At 66.8% G+C, this 26,643-nt stretch carries 28 protein-coding genes; 18 read left to right on the forward strand and 10 right to left on the reverse strand.

Annotated features, from left to right (window positions below; genetic code table 11):
- Positions 1–91 precede the first annotated feature (91 nt).
- Entirely contained in the window at positions 92–328 is a 237-nt protein-coding gene (locus FHR21_RS09670; RefSeq protein WP_184097666.1) for a hypothetical protein, read from the forward strand.
- A 24-nt stretch (positions 329–352) separates the two neighbouring features.
- Here the strand turns inward: FHR21_RS09670 and FHR21_RS09675 are convergent, their stop codons facing one another.
- From FHR21_RS09675 to FHR21_RS09690, 4 genes are all read right to left on the reverse strand, one after another.
- A complete protein-coding gene (locus FHR21_RS09675) occupies positions 353–676 on the reverse strand; it encodes a YnfA family protein (protein ID WP_184097668.1) in 324 nt (107 codons plus the stop codon).
- A 267-nt stretch (positions 677–943) separates the two neighbouring features.
- Positions 944–1,402 (reverse strand): hypothetical protein, encoded by a 459-nt coding sequence (locus FHR21_RS09680; protein ID WP_184097669.1) that lies wholly within the window; start codon positions 1,400–1,402, stop codon positions 944–946.
- A gap of 206 nt (positions 1,403–1,608) precedes the next feature.
- Positions 1,609–2,847: a dual-specificity RNA methyltransferase RlmN gene (rlmN, locus tag FHR21_RS09685; RefSeq protein WP_184097671.1), complete on the reverse strand. Its 1,239-nt coding sequence runs from the start codon at positions 2,845–2,847 to the stop codon at positions 1,609–1,611.
- 174 nt (positions 2,848–3,021) lie between these two features.
- Positions 3,022–3,765, reverse strand: a complete 744-nt coding sequence (locus FHR21_RS09690; RefSeq protein WP_184097673.1) for an SDR family oxidoreductase — start codon at positions 3,763–3,765, stop codon at positions 3,022–3,024.
- Positions 3,766–3,881: 116 nt separating this feature from the next.
- On the opposite strand from FHR21_RS09690, the gene FHR21_RS09695 reads away from it, so the two are divergent.
- Positions 3,882–4,274, forward strand: coding sequence for a winged helix-turn-helix transcriptional regulator (locus tag FHR21_RS09695; RefSeq protein WP_184097675.1), 393 nt, complete (start codon positions 3,882–3,884; stop codon positions 4,272–4,274).
- A gap of 13 nt (positions 4,275–4,287) precedes the next feature.
- Positions 4,288–4,989 (forward strand): methyltransferase family protein, encoded by a 702-nt coding sequence (locus FHR21_RS09700; protein WP_184097677.1) that lies wholly within the window; start codon positions 4,288–4,290, stop codon positions 4,987–4,989.
- Between the two features lie 6 nt (positions 4,990–4,995).
- Here FHR21_RS09700 and FHR21_RS09705 read toward each other — a convergent pair whose 3' ends face one another.
- Positions 4,996–5,325, reverse strand: coding sequence for a UrcA family protein (locus FHR21_RS09705; RefSeq protein WP_184097679.1), 330 nt, complete (start codon positions 5,323–5,325; stop codon positions 4,996–4,998).
- 151 nt (positions 5,326–5,476) lie between these two features.
- Here FHR21_RS09705 and FHR21_RS09710 point away from each other — a divergent pair, with 151 nt between their 5' ends.
- Positions 5,477–6,358: a LysR family transcriptional regulator gene (locus FHR21_RS09710; protein WP_184097681.1), complete on the forward strand. Its 882-nt coding sequence runs from the start codon at positions 5,477–5,479 to the stop codon at positions 6,356–6,358.
- A 75-nt stretch (positions 6,359–6,433) separates the two neighbouring features.
- Here the strand turns inward: FHR21_RS09710 and FHR21_RS09715 are convergent, their stop codons facing one another.
- Entirely contained in the window at positions 6,434–6,937 is a 504-nt protein-coding gene (locus FHR21_RS09715; RefSeq protein ID WP_184097683.1) for a hypothetical protein, read from the reverse strand.
- A 172-nt stretch (positions 6,938–7,109) separates the two neighbouring features.
- On the opposite strand from FHR21_RS09715, the gene dnaN reads away from it, so the two are divergent.
- Positions 7,110–8,225, forward strand: a complete 1,116-nt coding sequence (dnaN, locus tag FHR21_RS09720) for a DNA polymerase III subunit beta (RefSeq protein WP_184097685.1) — start codon at positions 7,110–7,112, stop codon at positions 8,223–8,225.
- Positions 8,226–8,347: 122 nt separating this feature from the next.
- Here the strand turns inward: dnaN and FHR21_RS09725 are convergent, their stop codons facing one another.
- Positions 8,348–9,688 (reverse strand): PQQ-dependent sugar dehydrogenase, encoded by a 1,341-nt coding sequence (locus FHR21_RS09725; RefSeq protein WP_184097687.1) that lies wholly within the window; start codon positions 9,686–9,688, stop codon positions 8,348–8,350.
- Between the two features lie 299 nt (positions 9,689–9,987).
- Between FHR21_RS09725 and FHR21_RS09730 the strand changes: the two genes are divergently transcribed.
- A complete protein-coding gene (locus tag FHR21_RS09730) occupies positions 9,988–10,203 on the forward strand; it encodes a hypothetical protein (protein WP_184097973.1) in 216 nt (71 codons plus the stop codon).
- A gap of 231 nt (positions 10,204–10,434) precedes the next feature.
- On the opposite strand, the gene FHR21_RS09735 is transcribed toward FHR21_RS09730, so the two are convergent.
- Positions 10,435–12,222 carry a cation:proton antiporter domain-containing protein gene (locus FHR21_RS09735; protein WP_184097689.1) on the reverse strand — a complete coding sequence of 596 codons (1,788 nt, stop codon included), beginning with the start codon at positions 12,220–12,222 and terminating at the stop codon, positions 10,435–10,437.
- 218 nt (positions 12,223–12,440) lie between these two features.
- The gene (locus FHR21_RS09740; RefSeq protein ID WP_184097690.1) at positions 12,441–13,655 is read right to left on the reverse strand and encodes an NADP-dependent isocitrate dehydrogenase; all 1,215 of its coding nucleotides are present in this window, start codon (positions 13,653–13,655) and stop codon (positions 12,441–12,443) included.
- A 258-nt stretch (positions 13,656–13,913) separates the two neighbouring features.
- Between FHR21_RS09740 and FHR21_RS09745 the strand changes: the two genes are divergently transcribed.
- Both FHR21_RS09745 and FHR21_RS09750 read left to right on the forward strand, forming a co-directional pair.
- Entirely contained in the window at positions 13,914–14,648 is a 735-nt protein-coding gene (locus FHR21_RS09745; RefSeq protein WP_184097692.1) for a phosphatidylserine decarboxylase, read from the forward strand.
- The gene (locus FHR21_RS09750) at positions 14,648–15,421 is read left to right on the forward strand and encodes a CDP-alcohol phosphatidyltransferase family protein (protein WP_184097694.1); all 774 of its coding nucleotides are present in this window, start codon (positions 14,648–14,650) and stop codon (positions 15,419–15,421) included. The genes FHR21_RS09745 and FHR21_RS09750 overlap by 1 nt, the downstream gene beginning before the upstream one ends.
- Here the strand turns inward: FHR21_RS09750 and FHR21_RS09755 are convergent.
- The gene (locus tag FHR21_RS09755; RefSeq protein ID WP_184097696.1) at positions 15,405–15,662 is read right to left on the reverse strand and encodes a hypothetical protein; all 258 of its coding nucleotides are present in this window, start codon (positions 15,660–15,662) and stop codon (positions 15,405–15,407) included. The genes FHR21_RS09750 and FHR21_RS09755 overlap by 17 nt on opposite strands.
- 446 nt (positions 15,663–16,108) lie before the next feature.
- Between FHR21_RS09755 and rpsB the strand changes: the two genes are divergently transcribed.
- The 10 genes from rpsB to FHR21_RS09805 all read left to right on the forward strand — a co-directional run bounded on the left by rpsB (position 16,109) and on the right by FHR21_RS09805 (position 26,643).
- A complete protein-coding gene (rpsB, locus tag FHR21_RS09760) occupies positions 16,109–16,954 on the forward strand; it encodes a 30S ribosomal protein S2 (RefSeq protein WP_184097698.1) in 846 nt (281 codons plus the stop codon).
- Positions 16,955–17,091: 137 nt separating this feature from the next.
- Positions 17,092–18,018 (forward strand): translation elongation factor Ts, encoded by a 927-nt coding sequence (gene tsf / locus FHR21_RS09765; protein ID WP_184097700.1) that lies wholly within the window; start codon positions 17,092–17,094, stop codon positions 18,016–18,018.
- Between the two features lie 114 nt (positions 18,019–18,132).
- Complete coding sequence (gene pyrH, locus FHR21_RS09770) at positions 18,133–18,858, forward strand: UMP kinase (RefSeq protein ID WP_184097702.1); 726 nt, start codon at positions 18,133–18,135, stop codon at positions 18,856–18,858.
- A 10-nt stretch (positions 18,859–18,868) separates the two neighbouring features.
- Positions 18,869–19,423, forward strand: coding sequence for a ribosome recycling factor (gene frr, locus FHR21_RS09775; RefSeq protein ID WP_184097703.1), 555 nt, complete (start codon positions 18,869–18,871; stop codon positions 19,421–19,423).
- A gap of 164 nt (positions 19,424–19,587) precedes the next feature.
- Entirely contained in the window at positions 19,588–20,235 is a 648-nt protein-coding gene (gene uppS, locus FHR21_RS09780) for a polyprenyl diphosphate synthase (protein WP_221235123.1), read from the forward strand.
- Positions 20,236–20,237: 2 nt separating this feature from the next.
- A complete protein-coding gene (locus FHR21_RS09785; RefSeq protein ID WP_184097707.1) occupies positions 20,238–20,915 on the forward strand; it encodes a phosphatidate cytidylyltransferase in 678 nt (225 codons plus the stop codon).
- Between the two features lies 1 nt (position 20,916).
- A complete protein-coding gene (locus FHR21_RS09790; RefSeq protein WP_184097709.1) occupies positions 20,917–22,077 on the forward strand; it encodes a 1-deoxy-D-xylulose-5-phosphate reductoisomerase in 1,161 nt (386 codons plus the stop codon).
- Positions 22,070–23,203, forward strand: a complete 1,134-nt coding sequence (gene rseP / locus FHR21_RS09795) for an RIP metalloprotease RseP (protein WP_184097711.1) — start codon at positions 22,070–22,072, stop codon at positions 23,201–23,203. Before FHR21_RS09790 ends, rseP begins: the two co-directional genes overlap by 8 nt.
- A 69-nt stretch (positions 23,204–23,272) precedes the next feature.
- Positions 23,273–25,960, forward strand: a complete 2,688-nt coding sequence (gene bamA, locus FHR21_RS09800; protein ID WP_184097713.1) for an outer membrane protein assembly factor BamA — start codon at positions 23,273–23,275, stop codon at positions 25,958–25,960.
- Entirely contained in the window at positions 25,960–26,643 is a 684-nt protein-coding gene (locus FHR21_RS09805) for an OmpH family outer membrane protein (protein WP_184097715.1), read from the forward strand. Before bamA ends, FHR21_RS09805 begins: the two co-directional genes overlap by 1 nt.

A 26,643-nucleotide genomic window follows, 5' to 3' on the forward strand; every position in this document is an offset into this window, starting at 1 on the left:
GTATCGACTAAAAACCATTTGCGCAATCCCGGCGCGGGTGGCAGGTAAGTGGTATCGAGTCGATACCTAAACTCGATAACAGGAGATGATCATGACCGAGAAAGCGATTTTCTATCACGCCGGATGCCGTGTTTGTGTGGACGCCGAGCAGGCGGTGGCCGACGCCATCGACCCCGCGCGCTATGACGTCGAAAGCGTTCATCTGGGCGAAGCGCCCGACCGTGTCGCCGAGGCGGAGGCCGCGGGAGTCCAGTCGGTCCCCGCGCTCGTACTCGGCGGGCTTCCCTATCACATCAACTTCGGCGCTTCGCTCGACGCGCTCAAATAGAGCCGCGCCGCGCGGGACCGGATGTCAGGTTCCGCGCGGTCCGAACAGGATGATCGCGGCGCCGCAGAGGCAGACGGCGGCGCCAACCAGATCCCAGCGGTCGGGCTTCGCGCCCTCGACCGCCCACAGCCACAGCAGCGCCGCGGCGATATAGACCCCGCCATAGGCGGCATAGGCGCGCCCCGCATGGTCGGCGTCGACCAGCGTCAGCAGCCAGGCGAAGAGCGCGAGCGAGGCGAGGCCGGGCAGCAGCCACCAGGCCGACTTGTCCATCCGCAGCCACGCCCAGAAAGCGAAGCAGCCGGCGATCTCCGCGAGTGCGGCGCCGATATAGGCGAAAGCGGTCATGCTTCACCGTGGCGCGCGGATAGCGGAAAGGGAAGGGGGTTGTGGCGTCGAGGACTGCCAAAGCCCTCTCCCCTTCAGGGGAGAGGGTTGGGAGAGGGGGCCATAGCGCGCCTTGCCCCTCTCAACTTCGGCTAGCGAGCAAGCTCGCAAGCCTGCGTATCTCTCCCCTGAAGGGGAGAGAGCGGCGACCGATTGTATCTTCCAAAGAAAAAGGGGCGGCCCCGCGGGACCGCCCCTTTCCGTTCTTTTGTCTTCCGTCCGAAAGGATCAGAAGGCGACGCCGATGCCGGCCGCGAAGGTGTCGAAGTCGCTGAAGTTGCCGATGAACTGGTGGCGATATTCGACCTTGGCATAGGTGTTGGCGCCCAGACGGTGCTGGTAGCCGACGCCCGCATAGGGATCGTCGATGTCGCTGAAGGTGTAGCCGCCGGTGACATAGGCCTTGCCCGCGGTGCCGACCTTCGCGCCGACGCGGCCGCCGGCCGAGAACTGGACATCAAAGCCGTTCTTGAGCACCTTGTCGCCCGCGATTTCGGCGCCCGCGAAGGTCGTCGAACCCAGGTCGAAGTCATAGCCGACGGCGGCGCCGAGGGTCGCGTCGTCGAGGCCCGAGCCGGTCACATAGCCGCCACGCACTTCGGCGCGGATTTCGCCGCCGTCGGCGGCCATGGCGGGAACAGCAACGACGGCCGAGAGGAGAGCGGCTGCAACTGCGAACTTCTTCATTTTCTATTCCTTTTCTTTGAACCGGGTCACGCCCTTTGGGTCGCGGCCCGGGCCCTAAATGGCGTTCGCGCCTGTCGCTTCAATGAACGCATCGTTCAGATTGTGACAATTTCCTTACCTGTGTTATTTTTACCACACGGTACAGAAGGCGCATGGGGATTTATCGCGCTTTTTCAAGCGCAAAACGAAGCGGCAATATCGAAAATTCAGCCCAGCGCGGCCTGTTTTTCCGCGGCGATGCGGTCGAGTTCGGCGCGGGTCGGCCTGGTCGCGGCGCTCTTGAGCTGGCCGCAGGCGGCCATGATGTCGCGCCCGCGCGGGGTACGGATCGGAGCGGAGATGCCGGCTTCGAAAATCAGGTTGCTGAACGCGCGTACCCGCTCGGGCGACGAGCATTCATAGGGCGCGCCGGGCCAGGGGTTGAAGGGGATCAGGTTGACCTTCGCGGGCAGCTTGTACTGCTTGATGAGCCGAACCAGCTCGCGCGCATCGGCGTCGCTGTCGTTCTTGTCCTTCAGCATCACATATTCGAAGGTGATGCGCCGCGCATTGTTGGCGCCGGGATAGGCGGCGCAGGCCGCGAGCAGGTCCTCGATGCCATATTTGCGGTTGAGCGGCACGATCTCGTCTCGCACCTCTTTGTTCACCGCGTGGAGCGAGACCGCGAGGTTGACCCCGATCTCTTCGCCCGCGCGCGCCATCATCGGGACGACGCCGCTGGTCGACAGGGTGATGCGCCGCTTCGACAGCGCGAGGCCGTCGCCGTCCATGACGATTTTGAGCGCGCCCTTGACCTCGTCGAAATTATAGAGCGGCTCGCCCATGCCCATCATCACGATGTTGGTGAGCATACGGCCGTCGGCGGTGTAGTGACCGGCGTCGTCGTCCTCGTCGTCGGCATCGGGGGCCGACGCCATCGTCCCCTTCGGCCATTCGCCCAGCGCGTCGCGCGCGAGCAGCACTTGCCCGACGATCTCGCCCGCGGTCAGGTTGCGGACGAGGCGCATCGTGCCGGTGTGGCAGAAGCGGCAGTTGAGGGTGCAGCCGACCTGGCTCGACACGCAGAGCGTTCCGCGGTCGGCGTCGGGGATGAACACCATCTCATATTCCTGGCCGTCGGCAGCGGCGAGCAGCCATTTGCGGGTTCCGTCGTTCGACACCTGCGCCTCGCGCACCGTCGGGCGGCCGACGATGAAACGCTCGGTCAGCCAGGGGCGCATCGCCTTGGCGATGTCGGTCATCGCGTCGAATTCGGTGACGCCGCGGTGATAGATCCAGTGCCAGATCTGCTTGCCGCGCAGCTTCGCCGCCTTGGCGTCGAGCCCGGCTTCTTCGAGCGCGCCGCGAATCCCCTCGCGCGTCAGGCCGACGAGGTCGACGCGATTGCCGCCGCGCAGCGGAACGGTGCCGGTGATGACCGGGTCGATATGGCCGGGGATCTGCATGATGCGCGCGCATATAGGGAGGAAGGGCGGTTTGCGCAATGCAAAGCCCCTCCCCTTCAGGGGAGGGGTTGGGGTGGGGCCGTCGGCCTTGCGCAAGGTCGACGGCCCCACCCGCTGCGACTAACGAACAAGTTCGTAAGTCTCGCTGCCCTCCCCTGAAGGGGAGGGTGTAGATTAGAGCGTCTTCAGAAACGCCAGCCGTTCGGCGACCGCGCCGTCGGCTTCGGCGTTGCGCAGCGGCAGGACATTCTGAACGAGGATTTCGGCCGGTGTCGGCCCTACCGCGAGCAATGTCATCACCTCGTCGGCGAAGGCGTCGAGCGGCATATAACCCTCGCGCGTCGATTGCCCCGGGGTCAGTTCGGTGCGCACCGCGGGTGGGACGAGTTCGATCACCTCGACCTTGCCCTCCAGTTGGACGCGCAGCGCCTGGGTATAGCTGTGTAGCGCCGCCTTGGTCGCCGAATAGGTCGGTGCCTTGGGCAGCGGCACGAAGGCGAGGCCCGAGGTGACGTTGACGATCGCGCTGTCGGACGCGGCCGCGAGATGATCGACCAGCGCGTCGGTCAGCCGGATCGGGCCAAGCAGGTTGGTGACGATCGTCGTCTCGGCATCGGTCAGGTCGCGCTCGGCGTCGATCGCCTCGAACGGCATGATGCCGGCGTTGTTGACGAGGATGTTGAGCGCCGGAAATTTTGCGATCACCTCTTGCGCGAAGGCGGCGATGGCGTCGGGATCGGTGACGTCGAGGGGCATCGCGTGCAGGTTCGCGCGGCCCGCGACCGCGGCCTCCAGCTTCGCCGCGTTGCGGCCGGTGACGATGACGGTGTTGCCCGCATCGTGCCAGCGCTGCGCGAGCGCGAGCCCGATGCCCGAGCCGCCGCCGGAGAGGAGGATGGTGTTGCCTTTGGTCTTCATGGGGAGGTCCTCGCTTGGGGGTGGTGAGGGGGCCTATTTATGCCTATACTCTCCAAAGGAAAGTAGGCACCCGAAAGTGCTATAGTTACCTAAAAGAGAGAAATGGATTTTCCAGGATGCCGCAGACTGAAAAGCGATCCTACGACCCCGAGGCGCCGGTCGATCCGCGCGTCGAAACGCTGGTCAACGAGCTGATCGGGCGAGTCGCCGACAAATGGACGCTGCTGGTGCTCGAGGAACTGGACGAGCACGGCACCTGCCGCTTCACCCGCCTCGCCCAGCTCGTTCCGGGCATCAGCCAGAAGATGCTGACTCAGACGCTGCGCGCGATGGAGCGCGACGGGCTGGTTCATCGCAAGGTTCACCCGGTCATCCCGCCCAAGGTCGAATATAGCCTGACCGCGCTCGGCCAGAGCCTGGGCGAGGCCTTTTGCGGCGTGTGGCACTGGGCCGAAGCGCATCTGTGCGAAGTGGAAGCGGCGCGAACGGCGTTCGACACGCGCGATTGAAGGAGCCCCGCCGATGGATACGCCGCAAGATCCTCCACCGATGCCGCCGGCAAAGATCATCGTCTATGCGATCACCCTGCCGCTTTCGCTGCTGCTGCTGATCTTCTGGCCCGCGGGTTCGCTCGGCTGGCGGCCGGGCTGGCTGTTCGTCGCCATCGTGGTGATCGGCTTCGGCGTGTCGGGGCTCGTCCTCGCGCGCGTCAATCCGGTGATCTACCGCGCGCGCAGCCGGTTCCAGCCGGGGACGAAGGGGTGGGACAAGGCGCTGCTCGCGGTCATCCTGCCCGCGATGGTCGCGATCCTGCCGGTCGCGGCGCTCGATGCGGGGCGTTTTCGCTGGTCGCATGTGCCGCTCTGGCTCGTCGCCGGGGGCTATGCCGCGCTGCTCGCGGGGATTGCGGTCACCGCGTGGGCGCAGGCGGTCAATCCCTTCTTCGAGCCCGGAGTGCGCATCCAGTCCGAACGGCACCAGCGGGTGATCGACAGCGGGCCGTATCGCGCGATACGGCATCCCGGCTATTCCGCCGCGATCCTGCTTTTCGTCGGCATGGCGCTCGCGCTCGGCAGCCTGTGGGGGCTGGTTCCGGCGCTGGTGGCGAGCGGCGTGCTGATCCTGCGCACGGCGTGGGAGGATCGGCTGCTGCAGCGCGAGCTGCAGGGCTATTCCGCCTATGCCGCGCGCGTGCGCTGGCGGCTGCTGCCCGGCGTCTGGTAGCGCCGGTCACTTCGCCCGGGTGGTGACGCGGATCGGCCGAGCCCGCGTCGCGTCGGCGATGACCTGCTCGGCTTCGGCCGAGGCGAGGGCACGGGTGTCGCGGCGGCATTCGCGGACGTCGTTCCTGCCTTCGAGGTCATAGTCGGGGGCGGTGCCGCAGACGGCGATGACCGCGCGCCAGATCCGGCGGTCGAGCGTTTTGACGCCCTTGTGAGTCGCGAGGTCGAGGTCGGCGTGGGCGACCACGGCGGTTCGCGGCGCGGAGGCGGGTTGGGCGGTTGCAGGCTGGGCGAGGAACGCGGCAGCGAGGGCGGCGAGGATCGGAAGCTTGGTCATCCTATATCTCCATCGGCCGGCTGTCGGGAGGGGAGGAAGCCGGTGAGACGAGAGATAAGCCCCGGCTCGCCGCGCGAGGAGCAACGATGTTGCGCGACTATTCTGCAAAATTGCAGAATGCGGTTTTCGGCCCTATCACGCACAAGACATCATGTTCGACTGGAACGACCTGAGATATTTCCTGTGCGTTGCGGAGTGCGGCAGCACGCTCGCCGCGGCACAGGCGCTGCGCGTCAGCCAGACGACGGTGGCGCGGCGCATCGCGGCGCTGGAGGCGGCGACGGGCCTGGCCCTGTTCGAACGCCGGCAGGCGGGCTATGCGCTGACCCCGGTTGGCGAGGCGATGCTGGCGAGCGCGATGGCGGTGCGCGATGCCGCCGACCGCTTCGACGCCGCGGCGGGCGCCCGCTCGCGCGACGCGGGGGGCACGGTCAGCGTGACGGCGATGGAGATTTTCGCGATCACGGTGCTGCCGCCGATTCTGCGCGACCTGCGCGCGGCGCACCCCGAAATCCACATCCACCTCGACAGTTCGGACGAGCCGCGCGACCTCGCCGCCGGCGCGGCGGACATCGCGATCCGCAGCAGCAAGCAGCCGGCGGGCGCGGGCCTCGTCGGGCGGCGCATCGCCGACAATCCGTGGACCGTCTATTGCAGTCGCGACTATGCCGAGTTGCACGGCATCCCGCACGGCCGCGAGGAACTGGCCGCGCACCCCTTCATCGGCGGCGGCGGGTCGGTCTGGGAACCCTATCAGGCCTGGCTGCGGCAATATGGGTTCGAGGAGTCGGTGGTCATGCAATATGGATCGGCGGCGGGCCTGCTCGCCGGCGTGCGCTCGGGCATGGGGCTGACCATCCTGCCCGCCTTCCTCGCCGACCGCGAACCCGACCTCGTCCGCTGCATTCCGCCCAAGACCGACGATACGACGGGCCTGTGGCTGCTGACCCACGAGCGGCTGCGCCACGTGCCGCGGGTGCGAACCGTGCTCGATTTCCTGGCGCGCGCGCTGACGCGGCTGGGGCGGGATTAGGAGCCACGCCCGTCATTCCCGCTTTCGCGGGAATGACGAAGGGAAGGGGCGGTCGTGGCCTTGGGGGACGGGCGCTTATCGCAACCTTGCGCATCCCAGCGCGGCGGCGTCGATTGCGGTGGCGGCGCCGCGCAGGCGGTAGGTGTCGGCGATCGCGCCGCCGCCTTCCGCCACGCTCTCGACGCTCATGCTCGGGGCCGATCGCATCGCGGCGACGATGCCGGCGTCCATGCGCCTGTCGCTCGCCCAGCCGTGGACGCCGTTGCCGGTCAGGATGAAGCGGCGGCTGCCGATGGTCAGGCGCAGCTCGGCGCCATCGCGGCGCGGCTTCGACAGGCGGACGTAGAATTGGCCGCGAATCCCCGATTTCGGCCAATAGCCGATGCTGGCATAGGGTTTTGCCTGCGGCCGGCCGATCGTCGCGGCGGGAGCGGCGATCGCGTAGCAGCGCGGCGCCGACGACCCCTGGCCGTCGTCGCGAAAGGCACCCCAGCCGTCAAAGATGCCGAGCGCGGTGGGCGCGGCGGCCGCGGCGACGGGAAGGACCAGCGACAGGAGAAGAGGAAGGGCGCGCCGCATTGCGCCTTCGTTTGCGCGATTGGGGATGCTTTGCAAGCATGGCTTGCGCGGCGCGGTGCGTTCGTTAAGGAAGGTTGGCATTTTCGGGGGCAGGGAATCGCGGCGCCGAATCGCCCGCGGGTTCCCGCCCTTTCAGGGACTTCTCCCGACAAGACAGGGATGACGAATTAGAATGAAAGCGACGATCGAACGCGCAGTGCTTCTGAAAAGCCTCGGCCACGTCCAGTCGGTGGTCGAACGGCGCAACACCATCCCCATCCTGTCGAACGTGCTGATCGAGGCCGACGCCTCGGGTCAATTGAAACTGATGGCGACCGACCTCGACCTGCAGGTGGTCGAGACCGTCGCGGCCAGGGTCGAGACGCCGGGCACGACCACCGTGTCGGCGCACACCTTGTTCGAGATCGCCCGCAAGCTGCCCGAGGGCGCCGAGGTCAGCCTGTCGGCGGCCGAGGGCAAGATGCAGGTCAAGGCGGGCCGCTCGAACTTCAACCTGCCGACGCTGCCGCGCGACGATTTCCCGGTGATCGCCGAGGGCGACCTGCCGACCAGCTTCGAACTGCCGGTTGCCGAGCTGATCCAGATCATCGACAAGACGCGCTTCGCCATCTCGACCGAGGAAACGCGCTATTATCTGAACGGCATCTTCCTGCACGTCGCCGAGGATGCGACCGGGCCGGTGCTGAAGGCGGCGGCGACCGACGGCCACCGGCTCGCGCGCTATACGGTGACGCGCCCCGAGGGGGCGACCGGGATGCCCGACGTCATCGTGCCGCGCAAATGCGTCGGCGAGATCCGCAAGCTGCTCGACGAGGCCGAGGGCAATGTCGAGATCAGCCTGTCGGCGTCGAAGGTCCGCTTCCAACTCGGCAATGCCGTGCTGACCTCGAAGCTGATCGACGGCACCTTCCCCGACTACAGCCGCGTCATCCCGACCGCGAACGACAAGCTGCTCAAGGTCGATCCGAAGAGCCTGTTCCAGGGCGTCGACCGCGTGTCGACCATCGCGAGCGAAAAGACGCGCGCGGTCAAGGTCGGGCTCGACAAGGATCGCATCACGCTGAGCGTGACCAGCCCCGAGAACGGCACCGCGGCCGAGGAACTGCCCGCCGGCTATGACAGCGAGGCGATGGAGATCGGCTTCAACGCGCGCTATCTGTCCGATATCCTGGGGCAGGTCGACGGCGACAGCGTGGAATTGCATCTGGCCGACGCCAATGCGCCGACGCTGATCCGCGAGAGCGAGAAGAGCCCGGCGCTTTATGTGCTGATGCCGATGCGGGTGTGAGGCTCGCGTAAGTATCCGCCGGTAAATATTTGTCATTGCGAGCGAAGCGAAGCAATCCAGAGCGGTTTACGCTATTCTGGATTGCTTCGCTTCGCTCGCAATGACGACGAGATGTCTTGGCGTTATCCCGCCTTCGCGACGCGCCAGATCACGCCGCCGGTGTCGTCGGCGACGAGCGCGCTGCCGTCCTTGGCGACCTTGACGTCGGCGGGGCGGCCGCGCGTCGTTTCGGCGTCCTTGGCGAGGAAGCCCGACAGGAAGGGGATGGGCAGCGCATCGACCGGCTTGCCGTTCGCGCCGAACTTCACGAACGCCACGTCATAGCCCGTCGCGGGCTCGCGGTTCCACGAGCCGTGGCGGGCGATCAGCGCGCCGTTCGCCCAGCGCTCGCCGAGGTCGAGCCCCTGGGTGAAGGTGAAGCCGAGCGGCGCGACATGGGCGCCGAGGCCGTAGTCGGGGCGCTTCACATATTCGCGGCGGTCCTCCGGCTCGGGCGCGACGCGGGGATCGATGAAGCCGCCCCAATAATACCAGGGCCAGCCGAAGAAATCGCCCTCGTCGACGTCGGTCAGATAGTCGGGGACGAGGTCGGAGCCGAGCATGTCGCGCTCGTTGACCACGGTCCAGAGCTGGTCGCTGCCCGGATAATAAGCGAGGCCGACCGGATTGCGCAGGCCCGCGGCGAAGGTGCGGACATAGCCGTTCTCGGGCCGCACCTCGAGTATCGCGGCGCGGCGGAATTCGTTGTTCACGCCCTTTTCGCCGATATTGCTGTCGGCGCCGACGCCGACATAGAGCCAGCCGTTCGGAGCCGCGACGAGGCTCTTGGTCCAGTGGCGGTTGGTGCCCTTCGCCGGCAGGTCGGCGATCTTCTTCGCCTTGCCCGCCATCTTCGTTGCGCCCTCGACATAGGGAAAGGCGAGCAGTGCGTCGGTGTTGGCGACATAGAGGGTGTCGCCGATCAGCGCCATGCCATAGGGCGAGTTGAGGCCGGTGATATAGGCGCTCTTGACCTCGGCCCTGCCGTCGCCGTCGCCGTCGCGGAGCAGGGTGATGCGGTTCGCCGACACGCCGCCGGCACCCGCCTTGCCCATCATCCGCTTCATCACCGCGCCCTCGATGCCGCCATCCTCGCGCGGCGGGCTCTCGGCCTCGGCGACCAGCACGTCGCCGTTCGGCAGGACGAGGATCGAGCGCGGGTGCTGCAGCCCTTCGGCGAAGCGCGCGACGGTCAATCCCTGCGCCGGCGTCGGCGCCGCATTCGCGGGCCAGCTCGTCGCCTCGGGCACGTTCATCGTCGGAAACATCTCCGGGTGCTGCGCGGCCATGACCGGCACGCGGCCGCTGAGCTCGGCGGTCGAGAAGCGCGCGGCGTCGGGGCGCGACATCACATAGAATGCGATGCCCGCGGCGACCAGCAGCAGGACGAGGACGATGGCGGCATATTTCAGGATCTTGCGCATGGGCCTCTGCTTACACCGCCGTATCGCGGCGGCAAAGGGGCGAAACGTTCGCGGGTGATGGGGTGGCCTCCTGCCCTTGTCCGCATCGGCACTCCAAGCCCGTTCGCGCTGGGCCTGCGCCCTTCCTCCTGCGGCTTCGAAGGAAAGAACAGCCCTTCGACAAGCTCAGGGCGGACGGATCATGGCGGAGGTGCAAGCCCTCGTTCCATTAACCTTACCCTGCTGTTCATCACGCTCGGGAACGGGGCGGTGAGAGGGGCGCGCTAGGACGAAGGCTCATGCCATCGGCCGGGGACATCATGGAACTGCCAGCACCCTTTCTTGCCGACCGCGCCGCGGTCGACGATGCCCAGGCGCTGATCCGCGACCATGGCGAGGAGGCCGGCTTCGCCGCGGCGGCGCGCGCCGAGCAATATCGCGTGCTCGGCAACCATATCCATTTTGCGCGCTGGCGGCAGATCGAGCGGCTGATCACCTATCTGTCGGTGGATAGCGCGCTCGATACGATTCATTGATCGGAGCGAAGCAGCGCATCTTTCTTCGTCCCTCCCTTCCCCCTCGATGGGGGAGGCAGCGAGATCTGGCGGCTTGCCGCCCAGTCGCAGCGGAGGGGGTGGGGTTGCGGCGCTGCGGCACTCTGCGGCATCACCCCCATCCAACTGCGCCTAATCGCTGCGCGATAAGGCTTCATATCCTTCCCCCATCGAGGGGGAAGGTTGGCGGGATTCCCGTGATCCGCCGGCGCTCTACCCCTCTTCCGCCGCCGGCGCCGGGGACGAGCGCAGCTTACGGATGCGCGGTTCGCGGTCGAGGTGGCCCTTGGCCATGATGTCGTGGCGCATCTTTGCGCGCACGTCGTGGATCGACGCGATCACCGGCCCCATCGGGGCGCCGAGCCCGACCAGCACCGCCTCGGCGAGCTGGAGCGAGCTTTCGAGCGTTTCGGGCACCGCGTCGGTCGCGCCTGCCTGATAGAGGGCGGCGGCGTGGTCCGCGCCGCGGGCGCGCGAGATGATCGGCAGGTCGGGATATTTGCCGCGCAGCCGCCGCGTCATCCGCAATTGCTGGACTGGATCGTCCATCGTCAGCACGACGGCCTCGGCATTTTCTATCCCCAGCTTGGCGAGGCTGCCCGGCCGGCCGACATCGGTATAGCGGACGTTGAAGCCGTCGCGCCGCGCCGCCGCCACCGTGTCGATGTCGGCGTCGACCGCGATATAGGGCCGGTCGTGCTCGCGCAGCAGTTCGGCGACGACGCGGCCGACGCGGCCGAAGCCGACGACGACGGTGCGCCGCGGCGGCGCCTCCTCGGCCTCGACCTCGCTATTGCCCATCTCGATCCGCCGCGCGACGTCGTGGCCGATCCGCGCCAGCAGCGGCGTGATGGTCAGGCCGATCGCGGTGACGAGCTGCCAGAATTCGGCGGTCGCGCGGCTGATGAGCTGCGCCTGGAAGGCGGTGGCGAGCACGATCAGGGTGGTTTCCGACGGGCTCGACATCAGCAGACCGACCTCGGCCGCGGTGCTGCGCCGCGCCGAGCCCGAAAAGCGCAGCAGCGCGGCGGTCACGATCGTCTTGACCGCGACGACGCCGACCACGGCGATGACCAGCGCGGTCCAGTTGCGGGCAATGGTCGCGAGGTTCAGCCCCATGCCGACGCTGATCAGGAAGACCCCGAGCGCCAGCCCCTTGAAGGGCGCGGTGATCGCCTCGACCTCGCCATGATATTCGGTCTCGGCGATCATCAGCCCGGCGAGCAGCGCCCCGACGATCGGCGACAGGCCGACCATCGCGGTCGCCAGCGCGGCGACGATGACGACGAGCAGGCTGGCCGCGAGGAACAGCTCGGGGTCCTTGGCGCGCGCCGCCTGCGCGAAGATGCGCGGCAGCAGGAACCAGCCGCCGATCGCCAGCGCCGCGACGACGAGCGCGCCATGCCACAGCGTCGTCAGCAGCAGTTCGGCATTGTCGCCCCCGGCGCTGGGCGCGAAGGCGCCGAGCACGAAGATGATCGGGACGATCGCCAGATCCTCGAACAGCAGCATCGCGAAGGAGGCCTGGCCGACCGCCGACTTGGTGCCCGCGATCGGCAGCACCAGCGCGGTCGACGACAGCGCGAGCGCGACGCCGAGGCCGAGCGCGGCGGGCGGCGACAGCGTCCCGATCATGTAGAGGACGCCGCCGAGGATCGCGCCGCTGAGCAGCAGTTCGGCGGCGCCGACCCCGAAGACCAGCTTGCGAAGCTGCCACAGGCGGCGGAACGACAGTTCGAGCCCGATCGAGAAGAGCAGCAGGATGATGCCGAACTCGCCGAACAGCGCGATATCCTCGGGCGACCGGATCGTGACATGCTTGAGCCACGGATATTGGCCCGCGAGCGCGCCGAGCCCCGACGGGCCGACGAGCAGGCCGACGAGGATGAAGCCGATCACCGGCGTGATGCGGAAGCGCGCGAAAGCGGGGATGACGATCCCCGCGGCCCCGAGCACGACCAGGGCGTTGCTGAGGCTGGATGCTTCCGTTTCGATGGACATGAAACGGTTTTAGGGAGCGGGGCCGGGCTTGGCTACCGCCTTTGTCAATCAAAATGCTTGTTTGGGGGCGGGGTGGGCGGCCGGGAGGATTGGCCCTCACTTCGTCGCCCCCGCGAAGGCGGGGGCCGCCATCGGCCTTGCGCTATGTCTCCAGCGGCCCCCGCCTTCGCGGGGGCGACGGAGATATGAGAACGGCCGCTCCCCCGAAGCGGCTATTCTCAGGCGCCCATCTTCTTTTCGAGATTCTCGACGATCGCCTCGAAGAAGCCTTCGGTGGTCAGCCAGTTCTGGTCGGGGCCGATCAGCAGCGCGAGGTCCTTGGTCATCTTGCCGCTCTCGACCGTCGCGACGCAGACCTTTTCGAGATCTTCGGCGAATTTGGTCAGCGCGGCATTATCGTCGAGCTTGCCGCGGTGCTTGAGGCCGCCGGTCCAGGCAAAGATCGACGCGATCGGGTTGGTCGAGGTCGCCTTGCCCTGCTGGTGCATCCGATAATGGCGGGTGACGGTGCCGTGCGCGGCCTCCGATTCCACCGTCTTGCCGTCGGGGGTCATCAGCACGCTGGTCATCAGGCCCAAGGAGCCGAAGCCCTGCGCGACGGTGTCCGACTGGACGTCGCCGTCGTAATTCTTGCACGCCCAGACGAACTTGCCCGACCATTTCAGGGCCGATGCGACCATGTCGTCGATCAGGCGATGCTCATAGGTGATGCCGAGTTCGTCGAACTTCGGCTTGAATTCGTCGAGGTAGATTTCCTCGAACAGATCCTTGAAGCGGCCGTCATAGGCCTTGAGAATCGTGTTCTTGGTCGACAGATACACCGGCCACTGGCGCGCGAGGCCATAGTTGAGGCTGGCGCGTGCGAAGTCGCGGATCGAATCGTCGAGATTGTACATGCCCATCGCGACGCCCGACGAGGGGAACTGGAACACCTCCTCGTCGATCCGCGTGCCGTCCTCGCCTTCGAACACCATGCGCAGCTTGCCGGGGCCGGGGACGCGGAAGTCGGTCGCGCGATACTGGTCGCCGAAGGCATGGCGGCCGACGACGATCGGGTCGGTCCAGCCGGGGACGAGGCGGGGGACGTTCTTCATCACGATCGGCTCGCGAAAGACGACGCCGCCCAGGATGTTGCGGATCGTGCCGTTCGGCGACTTCCACATCTTCTTGAGGCCGAATTCCTCGACCCGCGCCTCGTCGGGGGTGATCGTCGCGCATTTGACGCCGACGCCATGCTTCTTGATCGCGTTCGCGGCATCGACGGTGATCTTGTCGTCGGTGCGGTCGCGTTCCTCGATGCCGAGGTCGTAATAATGCAGGTCGATGTCGAGATAGGGAAGGATCAGGCGTTCGCGAATCCACTGCCAGATGATCCGCGTCATTTCGTCGCCGTCGAGTTCGACGACCGGATTCGCTACCTTGATCTTGCCCATATGCCTGCCTTTTCCTTGGGGAGTCGGATTTGCAGCGCGCCTTAGGCAATGCGGCCCGATTGTTCAACTGTCCTGACCCGATGGCGGAGTCCGGCTTTGGAGGAGAGTGATACCCTCCTCGTCACCCCGGACTTGATCCGGGGTGGCCGAGCGGGAAAAGTGACGCCCTTGCCGGTCGGTTCCCCCGGCGCGGCTGGCGGAACCGGGCGCTTGCCTTATTCATTGTCAGTGCCGGGGTCGCACCGTAGAAGAGCCGCCATGTCCACGACCATATCCTCGAACCGCCCCGGCGGCGGCATCAAGTGGCGCTGGCCCTCGGTGCATCCCGAAGGCCGCAAATTCCTGTTGATCGCGGCGATCGTCACCGTCTGTTTCTGGCTGCTCGGCTGGCCGGTGCTGCCGTGGCTGATGCTGGGCCTGACGATCTGGGTCGGCGCCTTCTTTCGCGATCCCGTCCGCATCACGCCCACCGGCGCCGACCTGATTATCGCCCCCGCCGACGGACTGGTGACGCAGATCGCCGAAGTGCCGCCGCCGCCCGAGATCGCGGGGCCGGACGGGCTGGGCGAGGCGCCGGTGCTGCGCGTGTCGATCTTCATGAGCGTGTTCGACGTCCACATCAATCGTACCCCGATGGCAGGAACGCTGCGCAAGCTCGTCTATATCCCCGGAAAATTCCTGAACGCCGACCTCGACAAGGCGAGCGAGGACAATGAGCGCCAGCATTTCGTCGTCGAGCGCGCCGACGGGCTGCGCATCGGCTTCACCCAGATCGCCGGCCTCGTCGCACGGCGCATCATGCCTTTCGTCAGCATGGGCAGCCCGCTCGAAACCGGTCAGCGCGTCGGGCTGATCCGCTTCGGCAGCCGGGTCGACGTGTTCCTGCCCGCGGGCACGACGCCGCAGGTGCTGCTCGGCCAGCGCACGCTGGCGGGCGAGACGATCGTCGCGCGGATCGGCACCAGCGAAACCCTCGACGGCGTCGGGCAATAATGGCGGAGCCGATCGCGCCTGCGCCGGACGATCCGCGCCGCCGGATCGGCGGGGTGCCGCTGCGCGCCTTCGCGCCCAATGCGATCACCGCGCTCGCGCTCTGCTTCGGGCTGACCGGAGTACGCTTCGCGATCGGCGAGGAGTGGGAAAAGGCGCTCGCCGCGATCATCTTCGCCGGCGTGCTCGACGGGATGGACGGACGCATCGCGCGGCTGCTGCGCGCGCAGAGCCGCTTCGGCGCCGAGCTCGATTCGCTGTCCGACGTGATCGCCTTCGGCGTCGCGCCGGCGATGATCCTGTTCCTCTGGTCGCTCGCCGACGCGCCCAAGTTCGGCTGGACCGCGGCGCTCGCGCTCGCGGTGGGCTGTGCGCTGCGGCTCGCGCGCTTCAACTCGCGCATGGACGCCGATTTCCAGCCGCACAAGTCGGCGGGTTTCAACACGGGCATTCCGGCGCCGGCCGGGGCAGGGCTCGCCTTCGTTCCCGTCTATCTTTGGCTGGTGACGGGCAACGAGCTGTTTCGGGCCTGGTATGTGGTGATGCCGTGGGCGCTCGCCGTGGCGATGCTGATGATCTCGGCGATCCCGACCTATAGCTGGTCGTCGATCCGCCTGCGCCGCTCGTGGCGGCTGTTCGCGCTGGCCGGCGTCGGCCTGCTCGGCGCGGCGCTCGTCACTGCGCCCTGGCACACGCTGCTGGCCGTTTGTGCCCTCTATCTTGTGCTGCTGCCGTTCGGCCTCACGAGCTATAAGCGGATCAGGCGGCGCGGCTGAGCGGCGCGCGCGCCTTGACGATGCGCAGCGGGCGCGGTGCGCTCCGGCGCTCGCCCGCCCGGCGCAGCGGGATCGTCTGCGGCGCGGGGCCGGTCCGCGGACCCGTCGCGGCCGGGAAGGCGCCCTCGCCGGCCAGCGCCGACAGCACCGCCTCGCCATTGACCTTCAACATGCCCAGGATCACCGCGATGCCGAGCCCGACGGCGAGGGCGAAGAGGAGAGCGGCGGCGAGCTGAAGCATGATCCCTGTCCTTCCGGCGCGGCGGGCGGAGTTTGCCCGTTCAACGGTTTTGCTGGGCCTTTCGTTCTATGTTCCCTGTTTGTTCTCAAGGAGATTGCGACGAATAGAGGGATATTGTCGATGAATTGAATTCCGGCATCGGTTCAAAGCATCATCGCCTTGCGTCATGCTGAACTTGTTTCAGCATCCATGACCTGTTCTCTCGGCTAGCGCGGCGCTTCATTCGAGGGCAGACCATGGACCCTGAAACGAGTTCAGGGTGACGAATGTCGGAAAGGATGTCCTATTGCCGAAAGCGAAGAGGCCTCTTTCCCTTGCTTTTCGCGGCGAAGGCCGCTAACGGGCCGCCCATTCCACATGGAAGGCGCCCATACCGGTGCCGGGCCATCCCCTAGCGGAGACCCCGGTTCTTGCCTTCCAGAGGACTAACCGGAAGGAGAAAGACTATGGCGACTCCCGTCGTCACGATGCAGAATCTGATCGAGGCCGGCGCCCACTTCGGCCACCAGACCCACCGTTGGAACCCGCGCATGAAGCCGTACATCTTCGGCGCGCGCAACGGCATCCACATCCTCGACCTGTCGCAGACCGTGCCGCTCTTCGCGCGCGCGCTCGACTTCATCTCGTCGACCTCGGCCGCAGGCGGCAAGGTGCTGTTCGTCGGCACCAAGCGCCAGGCGCAGGGGCCGATCGCCGATGCGGCCCGCGCATCGGGCCAGCATTTCGTCAACCATCGCTGGCTGGGCGGCATGCTCACCAACTGGAAGACGATCTCCAACTCGATCAAGCGCCTGAAGGCACTCGAGGAGCAGCTTGGCGGCGACACGTCGGGCCTGACCAAGAAGGAAGTGCTGAACAAGACGCGCGAACGCGACAAGCTGGAACTCAGCCTCGGCGGCATCCGCGACATGGGCGGCATTCCCGACGTGATGTTCGTGATCGACGCGAACAAGGAAGAGCTGGCGATCAAGGAAGCCAACGTTCTGGGCATCCCGGTCGTCGCGATCCTCGATTCGAACGTTTCGCCCGACGGCATCGCCTTCCCGGTTCCCGCGAACGATGACGCCGCGCGGGCCATCCGCCTCTATTGCGACGCGGTGGCCCAGGCGGCGACCCGCGGCGGCCAGCAGAACCGCGCCGAGCGCGGCGAGGATCTGGGCGCGGCGGTCGAGCCGATCGCCGAGCCGGCGGTCGCCGAAGCCGCTCCCGCCGCCGAGGCCGTCCCGGCCACCGAGGACGAGCAGCTTCCGGCCGAAGCCGCCGCCGAGACCGAGAGCCAGCGCGACGCCTGAGCGTTTCGCGCATGACGGGACGGTGGCTGCCCCCTGGGCAGGCGCCGTCCCGGTCATCGTTCTGACTTATCGCCCCGCCATGCGCGCGGGCGTCCCGCGGGCCGGTTTCGGGTCCGCCCTTTTGAAAGGATATTTCCATGGCTGAGATCACGGCCGCCCTCGTCAAGGAACTGCGCGACCGCACCGGCGCGGGCATGATGGACTGCAAGAAGGCGCTCGCCGAAACGAACGGCGACATCGAGGCGTCGATCGACTGGCTGCGCACCAAGGGCCTGGCCGCCGCCGCCAAGAAGGCCGGCCGCGTCGCCGCCGAAGGCCTGGTCGGCGTCGCCACCGACGGCACCCGGGGCGCGGTGGTCGAGGTGAACAGCGAGACCGACTTCGTTGCCAAGAACGAGCAGTTCCAGGGCTTCGTGCGCGACGTGACCCAGGTCGCGTTGGCTGGCAATGTGACGGACATCGACGCGCTGGGCGCCGCCGCCTATCCCTCGGGCGGCACGGTCGCCGAGGCGCTGACCCAGAATATCGCGACGATCGGCGAGAATCAGTCGCTGCGCCGCGCTGCGATCCTTTCGGTCGGCTCGGGCGTCGTCACCGGCTATGTTCACAACGCCGCCGCGCCGGGTCTCGGCAAGATCGGCGTGCTCGTCGCGCTCGAATCGAGCGCCGGCGCCGATGTGCTCGAGCCGCTCGGCAAGCAGCTTGCGATGCACGTCGCGGCCGCCAACCCGCTCGCGCTCAACGGCGATGATCTCGACGCCGACCTCGTCGCGCGCGAACGCGCGATCGCCGAGGAAAAGGCGGCGCAGTCGGGCAAGCCCGCCGACATCGTGTCGAAGATGGTCGACGGCGCGATCGCGAAGTTCCGCAAGGAAAATGCGCTGCTGTCGCAGCCCTTCGTGATCGACGGCAAGACCCCGGTCGCCGAAGTCGTCGCCGCCGCCGGCAAGGACGTCGGCGCGACTATCACGCTCAAGGGTTTCGTCCGCTTCCAGCTCGGTGAAGGCATCGAGAAGGAAGAAAGCGACTTCGCCGCCGAAGTCGCCGCCGCGGCCGGACGCTGAATCGAAAGCTGCGGCTGTCGCGTTTCGGCGCGGCAGTCCGCTTGGCAATGGCGCGTGCCCGCTCTAGGGTGCGCGCCATTCGCATATTGCGACCCCATCGACAGAGGTTCCTCCATGGCATTGCCCGGCCTGAAACGCATCCTGCTCAAATTGTCGGGCGAGGCGTTGATGGGCTCCAGCCCGTTCGGGATCGACCCCGAAACGGTCGCGAGCATGGCGGCCGAGGTCAAGGAGGCCAAGGACCGCGGCCTCGAAATCTGCCTCGTCATCGGCGGCGGCAACATCTTTCGCGGCATGGCCGGCGCCGCTAAGGGCATGGACCGCGCGCAGGCCGACTATATGGGTATGCTCGCGACGGTGATGAACGCGCTGGCGATGCAGAATGCGCTCGAACAGCTCGGCGTCGAAACGCGCGTTCAGTCGGCGATCGAGATGGACAAGGTGTGCGAGCCGGTGATCCGCCGCCGTGCCGAGCGCCATATGGAAAAGGGCCGGGTGGTGATCTTCGCCGCCGGCGTCGGCGCCCCCTATTTCACCACCGACAGCGGCGCCGCGCTGCGCGCCGCCGAGATGAAGTGCGATGCGCTGCTGAAGGGCACCAGCGTCGACGGGGTCTATAACGCCGATCCCAAGAAGGACCCGGCCGCGAAACGCTATGACCGGCTGACCTACGACCGCGTGCTCGCCGACAATCTGAAGGTGATGGACGCGAGCGCGGTGGCGCTGTGCCGCGACAATCAGATCCCGATCGTCGTGTTCAACATCCGCGAACCTGGCAATCTTGCGCGCGTTCTGGCCGGCGAGGGTGTCTCCACCGTCGTCGCCGACGCCGCTCAGTAGAGGAAAAACGATGGCGAAATATGACAAGGCCGACCTCGAACGCCGGATGCACGGCGCGGTCGAATCGCTGAAGCACGACCTTGCGGGCCTGCGCACCGGCCGCGCCCATTCGGCGCTGCTCGATCCGGTGACGGTCGAGGTCTATGGCGCGCACATGCCGCTGAACCAGGTCGCCTCGATCAGTGCGCCCGAACCGCGGATGCTGACGGTGCAGGTGTGGGACAAGTCGAACGTTGGACCGGTCGACAAGGCGATCCGCTCGGCGGGCCTTGGTCTCAACCCGATCGTCGACGGCCAGATGCTGCGCCTGCCGATCCCCGAGATGACGCAGGAGCGCCGCAAGGAGCTGTCGAAACTCGCCGGCCAATATGCCGAGAAGGCCCGCGTCGCGGTGCGCAACGTCCGCCGCGACGGCATGGACAATCTCAAGGCCGACGAGAACAAGAAGGAAATCAGCGAGGATGAGCGCAAGCGCCACGAGACCGAGGTGCAGAAGCTGACCGACGCGACCATCGCCGACATCGACGCTGCGGCATCGGCGAAGGAAAAGGAAATTCTGGGTTAGTGCCTGCTCGCGCTTCCCTCTCGTCCGTTCGGGCTGAGCCTGTCGAAGCCCCGTCCTTTTCTTCCCAAAGAAAGAACGGCCCTTCGACAAGCTCAGGGCGAACGGGGTTCTAGGCTTCGTCGGTGCCCGAGACTCATCACGGCGCGCGCCATGTCGCCATCATCATGGACGGCAACGGCCGCTGGGCGAAGAAGCGCCACCTGCCGCGCGTCGCCGGCCATCGCGCGGGGGTGGAAGCGGTGCGGACGATCGTGCGCGCCGCCGGCGACCTCGGCGTCGAGGCGATGACGCTCTATGCCTTTTCGTCGGAAAACTGGAAGCGCCCCGAAGAGGAGGTCAGCGACCTGATGGGGCTGATGAAGCGCTTCATCCTGAGCGACCTCGACGAATTCGCCGCCAATGACGTGAAGCTGAAGATCATCGGCAACTGGCGCGCGCTCGCGCCCGATGTCGTCGAACTGATCGAGAAGGCGCTCGACCGCACCGCGGGCAACAAGCGCACCACGCTCGCGGTCGCGCTCAACTACGGCGCGCAGGACGAACTGGTGCGCGCCGCGCGCGCCGCGGCGGCGAGCGAGGGCGGGATCACCGCCGAGGCGATCGAGGCGCATCTCGACACCGCCGACCTGCCGCCGCTCGACCTGCTGATCCGCACCTCGGGCGAGGTGCGGTTGTCGAATTTCCTGCTGTGGCAGGCCGCCTATGCCGAGCTGTATTTCACCGACCGGCTGTGGCCCGATTTCACGCCCGCCGATCTGTCGGCGGCGCTCGACCATTTTGCGCGGCGCGAACGCCGCTTCGGAGGATTGTAGATATGGGGGCTGCGGCAAGATCGGACCTGTGGGTGCGGATCGCATCGGCGCTCGTGCTGTTCGCGATCGCTGGCGCGGCGCTGTGGTTCGGGGGCATCGCGTTCGGCCTGCTCCTGCTCGTCGGCGGCGCGCTGCTGCTCGTCGAATGGTTCGCGCTCGTTCGCGCGATGACCCTCGGGAGCGCGGCGAAGGGCGCGCTGATGGTCGCGGGACCGATCCTCGTGCTCGGCGCCATCGGCGGCCTGTGGTTCGTCCGCGACCGGCTGGGCGTCACCGCGGCGCTGTGGGTGTTCGGCATGGTGTGGGCCGCCGACATCGGTGCCTATTTTGCCGGTCGCGCCTTCGGCGGCGCGCGCCTCGCGCCGAAGATCAGCCCATCGAAGACCTGGTCGGGGCTGGTCGGCGCGATGGTCGCGGCGCTGATCGCCAGCGCGACCATCGGCGACCGCGCCGGCATCGTCGGCGTGCCCTTGTGGATCGGGCTGTTCATGGGGCTGATCGCCCAGCTCGGCGACCTGGGCGAAAGCTGGATGAAACGCCGCGCCGGCGTCAAGGATTCGGGCAAGCTGATCCCCGGCCATGGCGGCATCTTCGACCGCGTCGACGGGTTGCTGCCGGTCGCGCTGATCCTCGGCGCGCTCGCGGTCGCCGGCACCATCGCCGTGCGGGCGGTCGGCTGACATGCGCCGCCTGTCGCTGTTCGGCGCCACGGGCTCGGTCGGGCGCTCGACGCTCGACCTGATCCGCCGCGACGGCGACGGCTGGCGGGTCACGGTGCTGACCGCGAACAGCGACGTCGCCGAACTGGCGAAGCTGGCGCGCGAATTCCGCCCGGATCTCGCGGTGATCGCCGATGCGGCCCGTCATGCGGAGCTGAAGGCGGCGCTCGCCGGAACGGGCATCGAAACCGCGGCGGGTGCCGAGGCGCTGGTCGCGGCGGCGCGGCTTCCGGCCGATCTGGTTATGGCGGCGATCGTCGGCAGCGCCGGGCTTGCGCCGACGATGGCGGCGCTTGAGGCGGGGCGCGACGTCGCGCTCGCCAACAAGGAAGCGCTGGTTTCGGCCGGCGATCTGATGATGGCGGCGGCGCGGCGTTCGGGATCGACGATCCTGCCCGTCGATTCCGAGCATAATGCGATCTTCCAGTGCCTCGCGGGCGGGCGGGTCGATCAGGTGCGGCGGATCACCCTGACCGCGAGCGGCGGCCCGTTCCGCACTCTCGGTGCCGAGGCGATGGCGCATGTCACCCCGGCGCAGGCGGTCGCGCATCCCAACTGGTCGATGGGCGCGAAGATCAGTGTCGATTCGGCAACGATGATGAACAAGGGCCTCGAACTGATCGAGGCGCACCACCTGTTCCCGGTCGGGCTCGACCGCATCGGCATCCTCGTCCATCCGCAGTCGGTGATCCACTCGATGGTCGAATATGTCGACTGTTCGACCCTTGCGCAGCTCGGCTCGCCCGACATGCGCATTCCGATCGCGAGCGCGCTCGCCTGGCCGCAGCGCATGGCGACGCCCTGCGCGCCGCTCGACCTCGCGGCCATCGGCCGGCTCGATTTCGAGGCGCCCGACGAGACGCGCTTCCCCGCCACCGCGCTGTGCCGCGCCGCGATCGCCGAGGGCGGCGCCCGGCCGGCGCAGCTCAACGCCGCGAACGAGGTGGCGGTCGCGGCCTTCCTGGCGGGGCGCATTTCCTTTCCCGCGATCGTCGATACGGTGCGCCGGGTGATCGATGCCGAGGCGCCCGCGGCGCCCGCGTCGCTTCAGGACATATTCAGCGTCGATGCGACATCGCGCCGCACTGCACAGCATTTTGTGGATCAACTCATCCATGCTTGAATCGCCCGGCATAGCTTTCACCGTCTTTGCATTTCTGCTCGTTCTGGGGCCGCTCGTCTTCGTCCACGAATATGGGCATTATATCGTCGGCCGCTGGTGCGGGGTGAAGGCCGATGCCTTCTCGATCGGCTTCGGGCGCAAGATAGTGGGCTGGACCGACAAGCGCGGAACCTTGTGGAAGATCGGCTGGCTGCCGCTGGGGGGCTATGTCCAGTTCGCGGGCGACCGCGACGCGGTCAGCCAGCCCGACGCCGAATGGCAGAGCCTGCCGGCGGCCGAGCGCGCGCACAGCTTTCCCGCGCAGCCGGTGTGGAAGCGCGCGCTGATCGTCGCCGCGGGGCCGGTGACCAATTTCCTGTTCGCGATCCTGATCCTCGCGGGGTTCGCTCTGGTCTATGGCGCGTCGCAAACCCCGGCGATCGTCGGCGCGGTCGATCCGGGCCGGCCGGCGGCAGCGGCGGGGCTCGAGCCCGGCGACCGCATCCTTTCGGTGAACGGCCGGCCGACCGAGGTGTTCGAAGACGTCCAGATGGCGATCGCCTTCGGTCTTGCGCAGCCCGCGCGCCTTTCGGTCGAGCGCGACGGCGAAACCCTGTCGCTGACGCTGACGCCGCAGATCATCACCCGCACCGATGATTTCGGAAACAAGGCGGAGGTCGCGATCATCGGCGTGCGCTCGGGGTCGCCCGTCTATACCCGTCTGGGGCCGATCGCGGCGCTGGGCCACGGCGCCGAGCAGACGGCGGGCTTCGTGCGGATGACGGGCGCGGTGCTGGGGCAGTTCCTCAGCGGCGCGCGGTCGATCAAGGACATGGGCGGCCCCATCCGCATCGCCAAGACTTCGGGCGAGGCGGCGACGGTCGGTTTCGAGCAGCTCATCTATTTCGCGGCCTTCATCTCCATCAATCTGGGGTTCATAAATCTGTTGCCATTGCCGATGCTCGATGGCGGTCATCTGGCCTTCTATGCGTATGAAGCCGTTCGGCGGCGCCCGGCGTCGATGCAGGTTCAGGAATGGGCCTTCCGCTTCGGTTTCGTGGCGATCGTCCTGCTGATGTTGGTCGTGACTTTCAACGATTTGGGCTCAATCGGGGCCTGGGACGGGATCGCGCGCTTGATTGGATAGGCGGAGTGGTGCAGGAGTGCGCGCCAACCCGCGGGGAAGCGGGCTTGTCGCTTTTTGGTATTTTGCGGGATGAACAGCGTGGCTTCAAAGACGATCAAGGCGCGGACGCGGCTGTCGGTGCTGCTTTTGACGGGAACGATGCTGGCGTCGCCCGCAGCGCCGGCGCTGGCGCAGCAGGTCGCGCCGCCGCCGACCGTATCGACGGTCCCGACGCCGACGCCCGAGGCGGTTCCGGTCGCCTCGACGATCAAGTCGATCACCGTCACCGGCAACCAGCGGCTCGAATCCCAGACGATCCTCTCTTATCTGCGTCTGCGCGTCGGCCAGAGCTATGACCGCGCGACGCTCGACCAGGCGCTCAAGGATCTCGCCGCGACCGAACTGTTCAAGGATTATCAGATCACCGACAACGACGGCGCGCTGACGATCCAGGTCGCCGAGAACCCGGTCATCAACCGCGTGATCCTGGAGGGCAACAAGCGACTGAAGGAAGACAAGATCCGGCCCGAGATCAAGCTCGCGCCGCGCCAGATCTTCACCCGGTCGAAGGTCCGCGCCGACGTCGCGCGCATCATCGAGCTGTACAAGCGCCAGGGCCGCTTCGCCGCCAGCGTCGACCCCAAGATGGTCCAGCTCGACCAGAACCGCGTCGACGTGGTGTTCGAGATCAACGAGGGGCCGAAGTCGAAGGTCCGCCAGATCAACATCATCGGCAACGAGAAGTTCGACGACGGCGACCTGATCGACGAGATGGCGACCCGCACGACGGGCGGGCTTCTGTCCTTCCTGTCGTCGAACACGACCTACGACCCCGACCGCCTTGCCTATGACCAGCAGAAGCTGCGCCTCTTCTATCTGCAGAACGGCTATGCCGATTTCCGCGTCATCTCTGCGGTTGCCGAGCTGACCAGCAACAAGCAGGACTTCATCATCACCTATGTCGTCGAGGAGGGCGAGCGCTACAAGTTCGGCGACGTCGACGTCGAGAGCAGCCTGCGCGACTTCAAGCCCGAGACGCTGAAGACGATGCTGCCGATGAAGACCGGCGACTGGTACGACGCCAAGCTGGTCGAGGATACGGTCGAAAAGCTGAGCGAGACCGCCGGTCTGTTCGGCTATGCCTTTGCCGACATCAACCCGCAGTTCCGCCGCAATCCCGAAACGCGGACGATGGACATCACTTTCGATGTCGGCGAAAGCCCGCGCACCTATGTCGAGCGGATCGACGTCAACGGCAACACGCTGACCCAGGACAAGGTCGTCCGCCGCGAATTCCGCCTGAACGAAGGCGATGCGTTCAACAGCTTCGCGGTCAAGCGCACCGAGAGCCGCATCAACAGCCTTGGCTATTTCCAGGAGAATCTGGAAGTCGAGCGCAAGGAAGGCAGCGCCCCCGACCGGATCATCCTGGAAACCAACGTCCAGGAAAAGCCGACCGGCGAATTGTCGCTGTCGGCCGGTTTCTCGTCGATCGAAAGCTTCCTCGTCCAGGCGTCGGTGCGCCAGCGCAACTTCCGCGGCATGGGGCAGCAGCTCCAGGCGTCGGTCAATTATTCGAGCTATTCGAAGTCGGTCGAACTGGGCTTCACCGAACCCTATCTGTTCGACCATAATATCTCGATCGGCGGCAGCGTCTATCGCCGCGACCTCAATTCGTTCAACTTCATCAACAACGATCGCCAGACGACGTTCGAGCAGACGACGACCGGCTTCCAGGTCAACGTCGGCGTTCCGCTGACCGAATTCATGTCGGTGTTCGGCCGCTACAGCCTCAACTATGACGATGTGTCGCTCGACAAGCGCCTCTATTATTTCGGCGACGAGTGCGACCCCCTGGTCGCCGGCCGTTATCTGTGCGATGCGATCGGCAAGCGGACGACCTCGCTGGTCGGCTTCACACTCGCTTACGACGACCGCGACAATCGCATCCGCCCGACCCGCGGCCAGTCCTTCACGCTGAGCCAGGATTTCGCGGGCCTTGGCGGTAGCGTCAAATATCTGCGGACCCGCGCGACCGCGAGCAAGCATTTCAAGCTCACCGGCAAACTCACCCTCAATATCTATGGCGAGGGCGGCTATATCTACCCGCTTGGCGGCCGCCCGACGCCGACCAGCGACAAGGTCCGCCTGACCGACCGCTTCCAGCTCGGCGAACCCGACCTGCGCGGCTTCGACATCCGCGGCGTCGGCCCGCGCGTGATCCGCTACACCAATGTCGATATCAGCGATCCGGCTAATCCGGTGCTCGACACGACGATCAACCGCAACCAGTTGATCGACGACGCGCTGGGCGGCCGAGCCTATTACAAGGGGCGGTTCGAGGTCGACATTCCGCTGGGCACCGGCGCCAAGGAAATGGGGCTGCGCCCGTCGGTCTTCCTCGATTTCGGCTCGGTGTTCGGCGTCCGCAGGCCGACGCTCACCACGCTCGCCGATTTCCGCGACCCGGCTGACGGGCTCACCAAATATCTCTGCCGCAATTCGGCGCAGGGCACGACGCAGTTCGCGACCCGGGGCACCGACGACGACGGCAATCCGGTCGGCGGCTACAATGTCTGTCCGGAAGGCTATTCGTCGCTCGCTCCGTTCGAGGAACGCTTTTATGGCGATAGCTGGAAGCCGCGCGTCTCGATCGGCGCCGGCGTCAACTGGAATTCTCCCTTCGGTCCCTTCCGGATCGACTTCGCCTATGCCCTCCGCAAAGAAGAGGGTGACGATACCAAACGCTTCTCATTCAACGTAGGAACCCAATTCTGATGAAGAAAATTTTCGTTGCTTCGGCACTGGCGATCGCCAGCCTGTCGGTTTCGCCCATGCTCGCCGCCCCGGCCGCCGCGCAGGCGCGCGGGGTCGCGGTGGCCGATGTGCGCGTCGCCGCCGCCCGTTCGAACGCCTTCACCACCGCGTCGCAGCAGATCCAGACCACCTACAAGGCGCAGATCGACCAGGCCGAAGCGCGCGGCCAGACGCTGCAGGCCGAACTCAACGTGCTCGTCGCCAAATATAATGAAGAGGCGAAGAAGACCCCGCAGAACCAGACCGCGCTTCAGGCCGCCGCAAAGGCGGTGCAGGACAAGCGCCAGTCGGCGACGGAAGAGCTGTCGAAGATCAACGGCCCCGTCGACCTCGCCGTCGCCTATGTCGAGGACCAGATCAGCGTTCGCATGAACGAAGCGATCAAGGCCGCGATGACCGCGAAGAAGATCGACCTGCTGCTCAGCCCCGAGGCGGTGCTGGCGCGCGAGAATAATGTCGACATCACCGACGCGGTGGTGACCGAACTCAACCGCCTGCTGCCCAGCGTCTCGATCACGCCGCCGGCGGGCTATCAGCCGGGGCAACTGGTTCAGCAGAAGAATCAGGCAGCGATGAACGCGGCGCGGGCGCAGCAGGGCGCCGCGGCGGCCCCGGCCGCGGGCACCCAGCCGCAGACCCGCTAA

This window comes from Sphingopyxis panaciterrulae, assembly GCF_014199295.1.
GTDB classification, from domain to species: domain Bacteria; phylum Pseudomonadota; class Alphaproteobacteria; order Sphingomonadales; family Sphingomonadaceae; genus Sphingopyxis; species Sphingopyxis panaciterrulae.